This is a genomic window from Brevundimonas sp. (genome assembly GCF_023259385.1).
GTDB lineage: Bacteria > Pseudomonadota > Alphaproteobacteria > Caulobacterales > Caulobacteraceae > Brevundimonas.
The window spans coordinates 1-6986 of record NZ_JAHFPF010000192.1 but is presented as its reverse complement, the minus strand read 5'-3'; the positions used below and the strand labels follow the sequence as shown (position 1 = coordinate 6986).

Below are 6986 nucleotides of genomic sequence, written 5' to 3'. Positions count from 1 at the left end.
GAGAGACCTCATGACCGACCTCGTTCCCGTCATCACCTCAACAACCTCTGTTCCTGAAACCCCAACCCCGGCCGTCATCTTCACGCCCGTGGAACGCATCGTCCGCCTCGGGGATCTCGGCATCGCGCGAGAGAACCTGCGCTATGGCGAACCGCCCGACGACGATATTCCGACCCTGGCCGCCACCCTGAAGGCGGCCGGTCAGTTGCAGCCCGTGACCGTCAGGCCCGGTCGCGGCAAAAAGGAGCAGCCGTTCATGGCCCTAGACGGTCGTCGTCGTCGTCTGGCGCTGGCGAGCCTGCTGGAGGCCGGCGACATCGACGAGGACTATCCTGTCCGGACCTATGTCGAGACCGATCCGGCGCGCCAGGCGGCGGCGGTGCTTTTGACCAACACCGCCGTGCCGGTCCATGTGGCCGATGTCATCGCCGCCATTGGCCGGATGCTGAAGTCGAAACTGACGATCACCGCCATGGCGCGGGCGCTCGGTTATGACGAGATCGAGATCAAACGGCTGGCCGCCTTGTCCGGGGTCGCGCCGGCCGCTCTGGTGGCGCTGAAAGCGGGCCGGATCACGCTTCGCCAGACCCGGCTGCTGGCGCGCCTGCCGGACCTTCAGGAGCAGAAAGACATCGCCCAGATGACGCTGGACGGCCAGGGCTTCCAGGAATGGCGGGTGAAGGAGCGGCTCGACGACAGCCGGGTCACCACGCGCTATCGCCGCTGCGCCCTGGTCGATCCTCAGGCCTATGCTGACGCCGGGGGGCGGACGGAGAGCGATCTGTTCGGTGAACTGCCGCCGGTCCTGCTCGACCCCGACATCCTGACCGAGGTCTGGACCCGTCGCGCACGTGGGATCGCGGCCGTGTTCGAGGCCGAAGGGATCTCGGTTCACGTGACCGCCGGCCCGGAGCCAGAGCTTACCGATGATCTGGAGGCGCTCGGTTATGTGTATGGCGGTTCACTCCCCGCCGAAGAGATGGCGCGCTATCGGGCGCAGCGGGAGGTGTTCAACGATCGGACAGAGAAAGCGCGCATCGCCCTGGCGGACGTCGAGCACCCCGACGTCGCCGATCTGGCGATCGTCGATATGATCCACGCCAGGATCGCATCAGACCAGACTGGATGCGGGGGCCGGGTCGTAACGACGATGGTCCTGTGGCCGGCCGCGGAGGCAGGCGTCGATGTCCGCTGCTACACGCCGGAGGAACCCGAGATCGACGATGAGGATGAGGACGCCGCGCCGGAGGCCGCGCGTCGGACCTCGGCGCCACCGGCCTATGTCCCGCCGGAAGTCGAGGCTCCGGAGCCGGAGACCGAAGGCGTGAACCACGCCCTTCACACCGTGCGGACCGATGTAGCGACGCGCGGCCTGATCCGCGCCTTGGCCGACGATCCCGGGGCGGGGCTGACGGCCTTGATCGCCCGGCTGTTCACCGTCCTCGTCCGGCGCGCCCACATCGGGCGCGTGGACTCAGCCCTGGCCATCACGGCCTGTGGGTTCAATCCCGCCAATGGCCGGGTCATTGAGCCCCTGGACGGGGACGTGCGTCGCCGGCTCGAAGATCGCCGCACGGCCTGGGAAGCGTCCGGCAAGACGGTGATCGGCTGGGTGCATGGGCTTGCCCACGGCGAGAAGATGGGATTGCTGGCGGAGTTGACCGCCATCAGCCTCGACGTCCGGGAGGAGAAGACCTTCTCCATCCGCCGCAGCGCCCGGGCCGAGGCGGCGGAGCTGGCCGCTCTCTGCCAAGCGGACATCACTCTCCACTGGACGCCCGACGCCCCCTTCCTGCAGCCCCACTCCAAGGGCCTGCTGACCGGCATGCTCGACACCATGGGCGCCGAGGACGAGCGGGCGAAGACGCTCCGCAAGACCGAGCTGGTCGACTGGGTGGCCGAACAGGCCGCGCAACGGACCTGGGCTCCGGCCGCCCTGTCCTGGGCCGCCCCGATCGACGCCGATCAGGACGCCCCGGACGTCGAGGACCAGGCCGCCGGCGATGGCGTCGATGAGGACGACGAGGGGGCCGGCGCCTTCGTCGTCACTCCGGCGGGCAAGGCGGCCCTGGACGTCGCCGCCGCCTGATTATCCGCACACGGAAACACCGCCCCGGCGACCTGCCGGGACGGTGTTTCTCTGTCGTCGTACGCGTCGATGCGACTGTCGGGGAGACGAAGGGAGGGCGGGGCGAAGCGAGCCTGGAGGACCGAGAGGGAGGAGCCCTCCGCTCCAGGCGATCGGAGCCTTCCCAATGTCGACCACCCGCAACCTGTCGCTGTTCGCCGACGTCGCCGTCGGGAATCTCCCCACCAACATCCTGGCCGCCGCCCGTGCATTGGCCATTCATCTGGCCCGCTCGCGCGCGCTGGATCGACGTCTGGTGGCCGACGTCATGACCACCGCGTTCGGGGTGTCCGACGCCCAGGGGGGCTGGACCTGGCGTGACGCCTATGACGCTATCGAGGCCGCGACGGTGCTTCAGATCCGCCGCCTCGCGCCGCAGATCGCCCGGCTCGAGGACGCCCCGGCCGAGATCGCCGCTCTGCTCGCCGGGGTCTCAGCGCTTGGCCTGACCCACAGCCGGCGCAGCGAGGAACAGGTCGCGCTGGACCAATTCTCCACCCCGCCCCAACTCGCCGCTCTCGCGGTGCTGGCCGCGCAGGTTCGACCGGAGGACCGTGTCCTCGAGCCGTCTGCGGGGACCGGATTGCTGGCCGTGGTGGCCGAAGCGTGCGGGGCGAGCCTGACGTTGAACGAGCTTGCGCCCACGCGCGCGGCGCTCCTCGACGGGCTGTTCGCCAAGGCCACACGCCGGCGGCACGATGGCCGCCATCTACCCGACCTCCTCGAGGACGCCGGGTCGTTTGACGTCGTGGTCTGCAACCCGCCGTTCTCGGATCTTCAGGCCCATCTTATCGCGTCGCTCAAGGTTCTGGCGGACGGCGGCCGGATGGCGGCGATCGTGCCCCTTACCGCCCTTGCCGAAACCGATCTGAGGCGGGTGCTCGAAGGCCACGGCGTCATGGTGGCCGCCGTGGCGTTTCCCGCGCGCGCTTTCGCCAAACACGGCACCTCGGTCGAGACCGGCCTGCTGGTTATGGATCGCGGCGGGACAGCCGTCTGGGACGGCCTTCTTCACCAACCCGAGGATCTGGAGGCGACCGCCCGGATTCTCGCGAGCCTTCCGAATCGCGGCACCGCCCGCCCGCGCGTGCGGTTGACGTTGGACGCCGCCGCCTTCCTCGCGCCGCGCGACCGCGGGCTGGCCCTTCCCGCAGGCCGACTGGCCTTCCTGGCCGGAGCAACACCCCTGGCCTATGAGGCGCGGCCCTGGGCTGGAGAGGGCCGGGACGTCGGCCTCTATCAGGCGCATGCCCTGGCGCGGATCGTCCTGCCCGATCCCCGGCCTCACCCTTCACCCCTGGTCGAATCCGGGCCCATGGCCTCAGTCGCGCCGCCCGCGCCGACCTACCGGCCGGTGTTGCCGCCGGCGGTGCTCAACCAGGGCCGGATCTCCGACGCCCAAACGGAGACGGTGATCTACGCCGGCGAGGCCCATGCGGCCTTCCTGCCCGGCCGGTTCCGCCTCGGCGAAGCACCGCATGAGGTGGCGCTCGTGCGCGATGATCAAAGCGAAGCGTTCGCCTTCCGTCGGGGTTTCTTCCTCGGCGACGGCACCGGCTGCGGCAAGGGGCGGCAGATCGCCGCCATCGTCGCAGACAACATGAGCCAGGGGCGCGTGCGCGCAGTCTGGCTCTCCCGCAATGACGCCCTGCTGGAGGACGCCCGGCGCGACTGGGGCGCCATCGGCGGCGGGGCCCACGACATCGTGCCGCTGTCGAGCTGGAAGCAGGGAGACGGGGTCCGGCTGGACCGGGGTATTCTGTTCACCACCTACGCGACCCTGCGTCAGCCGGCGCGGGGCGTCCGTCCCTCCCGCCTCGACCAGATCGTCGCCTGGCTGGGCGAGGACTTCGACGGCGTCATCGCCTTCGATGAAGCCCACGCCATGGCCAACGCGGCCGGTGGCGGCAAGGGCGCGCGTGGGACCAAGAAGGCCTCGCTGCAGGGCATGGCGGGGCTGGCGCTGCAGAACCGTCTGCCGAACGCCAGGATACTTTATGTCTCGGCCACGGGCGCCACCACGGCCGAGAACCTCGCCTATGCCGCACGTCTTGGCCTGTGGGGCGGGCCCGAAGCGCCGTTCATGTCCCGCGCCGACTTCCTGGACGCCATGGACCGGGGCGGGGTCGCGGCCATGGAGCTGGTCGCACGCGAGCTCAAGGCGCTCGGGCTTTATGTGGCGCGATCGCTGTCGTTCGAGGGCGTCGAGTACGAACCCCTGGTCCATCCGCTGATGCCAGACGACGTCGGCGTATGGGACCAGTGGGCCGACGCCTTCCAGCTGATCCACGCCAATCTGGCAGAGGCGCTGAAGGCGACCGGTCTCAGCGACGACGCTGGCAAGCCGAAGAGCGCGATGGCGGCTTCCGCGGTCCACTCCGCTTTCGAGGGCGCTAAACTGCGCTTCTTCGGTCACCTTCTGGCTGGCCTGAAGGCGCCGAGCCTGATCGCGTCAATCCGCGACGACCTCGCCTCGGAGCGCTCGGCCGTGGTCCAGATTGTCTCCACAAACGAGGCGGTGATGGAGCGGCGGCTGTCCTCGATCCCGCCCGAGGAATGGAACAACCTCTCCATCGACCTGACGCCGCGAGAATACGTCCTCGACTATTTGCGCGAGGCCTTTCCCGTGCATCTGATGGAGGCGGTCGAGGACGATGACGGCAATGTCACCATGGTCCCGGTCATAGACGACGGTCGTCCCGCCCTCAGTCAGGAGGCGTTGGCCCGACGCGAGGCCCTGATCGAGAAGATGGCCTTGCTGCCCGCTGTGCCGGGCGTGCTCGACGCCCTGCTGGAAGCTTTCGGGACCGACGCGGTCGCCGAGATCACGGGCCGGTCGCGCCGGGTGGTGGTGAGGGACGGTCGTCGCGTCGTGGAGCGGCGGGGCGCCTCCGCGGCCCGCGCCGAGACCGACGCTTTCATGTCGGGCCGCAAGCGGGTGCTGATCTTCTCCGACGCCGGCGGAACCGGCCGCAGCTACCATGCCGACCTGTCGGCTCCGAACCAGCAGCGGCGGGTCCACTATCTGGTCGAACCGGGCTGGCGGGCCGACGCCGCCATCCAGGGCCTTGGCCGCTCCCACCGGACGCATCAGGCATCCGCGCCCCTGTTCCGGCCCGTCACCACCGACATCCAGGGCGAGAAGCGGTTCACCTCGACGATCGCGCGCCGGCTGGACTCTCTGGGCGCGCTCACGCGCGGCGAACGGCGCACCGCCGGAGCCGGCCTGTTCCGCGCCGAGGACAATCTGGAGAGCCCTTGGGCGCGCCGGGCATTGCTGGTCTTCTACGGCGCACTGGCCTTCGGGGAGCTGGACTCGATGACGCTTGAGACCTTCGTGGCCAAGACGAGCTTGAAGCTGCTCGACGACGACGGCGGCCTCAAACCCTCCGACGACCTGCCGCCGATCCATACCTTCCTGAACCGGCTTCTGGCGCTGCGCATCGCCGACCAGAACGCCTTGTTCGCGGACTTCGACCGCATCCTGTCCGGCATCCTCGATCGAGCCGCCGCCTCCGGTGAACTGGACCGCGGGCTGGAGGACATCGAGGCCGAGGAACTGGAGGTCACGGATCAGGAAGTGATCCGGACCGATGTCTCGACCGGCGCCGAGACGGCTCTGGTGACCTTCTCGCTCAAGGTAAGGCGCGAGATCCTCGTCGCCGACGCCGCCCTGACTTGGGCGAAGGATGTCGCCCACCAGCTGGTCGTCAACGAGAAGTCGGGCCGCGCCGCGATTGCGGAACTCGGCTTGACCACCTCGACGGACGAGAACCGCCTGATCACCGCCGTGCGGCTGGTTCGGCCCGACGATCGCCAGACGATGGCCGAGAAGACGTTCGAGGAGTCGGCGTGGAAGCCAGCGGAGGTTTCGACCTGGCGGCGGGTCTGGGACCAAGAGGTCGCCGGGACCGACCCTTGGCGGACGCGCGAACTGACGCTTGCCACGGGATTGCTGTTGCCGATTTGGGGCCGGTTGCCGGCGCGGGGTTGCTCGGTTCGCCGGGTCCGGGCGCCGGACGGACGCCGCTGGCTGGGGCGGGTTCTGGACCAGGTTCAGGCTCGAACTCTGAAGACGAGCCTGGGTCTGACCGACGTCGCCGAGGTTTGGGCGGACGGCGCGAGAACCGCCGCCACGATCCTCGACCGCAACGTCCAGCTATCGCTGGAGGGCGGGCTGTGGCTGAAGCGGTCCCGCGTTATGGACCGCTGGCGCATCGAGGTGGTGGGAGGCCGGACGGATCGCGACGCCCTGGTCGTCTCGGGCTGTTTCGTGGAGATCATCGCCTACACGCCTCGGGTCTTCGTCCCGGTTGAGCGGCCGACCGTGTTGGAGGCGGTGCTGCGCCGCCATCCGGTTCAGACCGTCCTCGACGGGCAGGCCGCCTGAGCGGGTCAGACCGGCGTCGCCTTCGGCGGGGACCGGGACGGGTTCAGAAGGGGGACGCCGCGACCCGTCACATCCTTGATATTGGCGGTGACGAGCGTCAGACCGTGGACCAGCGCGGTCGCGGCCAGGGCGGTATCCTCCTCGTCGCCGTCGCGCTCGGCCAGCATCCGGCCCCAGACGGCGGCCACGGCTTCGTCGATGGGCAGGATGCGGCCCGCATAGGCGGCGATGACCGCGTCCACGCCCTGTGTGATCGCCGCGGCGGCAGGATGGTCAGCGGCTGTCGCCCGCTCCGCTCCGTATCGCAACTCGCGGACAGTCATGGCGCTGATGCAGAGCTCGTGGTCATCGACCGACCGGAGCCAGGCCAGGATGTTGGCGGACGGTTTGGGCTTGCTGCTCTGGCTGACGACGTTGGTGTCAAGCAGATAGATCATCCCCTCGGCCGCATGAATGGCTCGAGCCCGC

General features: G+C 69.4%; 3 protein-coding genes. 2 read left to right on the top strand and 1 reads right to left on the bottom strand.

Annotated features, from left to right (window positions below):
* Nucleotides 1-2089, top strand: a 2089-nt coding sequence (locus Q0C81_RS13870) for a ParB/RepB/Spo0J family partition protein (RefSeq protein ID WP_367118021.1), incomplete at its 5' end; no start/stop codon positions are given.
* Nucleotides 2090-2255: 166 nt separating this feature from the next.
* Nucleotides 2256-6518 carry a bifunctional class I SAM-dependent methyltransferase/DEAD/DEAH box helicase gene (locus tag Q0C81_RS13865; protein ID WP_291839032.1) on the top strand — a complete coding sequence of 1421 codons (4263 nt, stop codon included), beginning with the start codon at nt 2256-2258 and terminating at the stop codon, nt 6516-6518.
* A 5-nt stretch (nt 6519-6523) separates the two neighbouring features.
* Here Q0C81_RS13865 and Q0C81_RS13860 read toward each other — a convergent pair.
* Nucleotides 6524-6986 (bottom strand): type II toxin-antitoxin system VapC family toxin (locus Q0C81_RS13860; protein WP_291839029.1); only part of this gene is annotated, 463 nt, incomplete at its 5' end.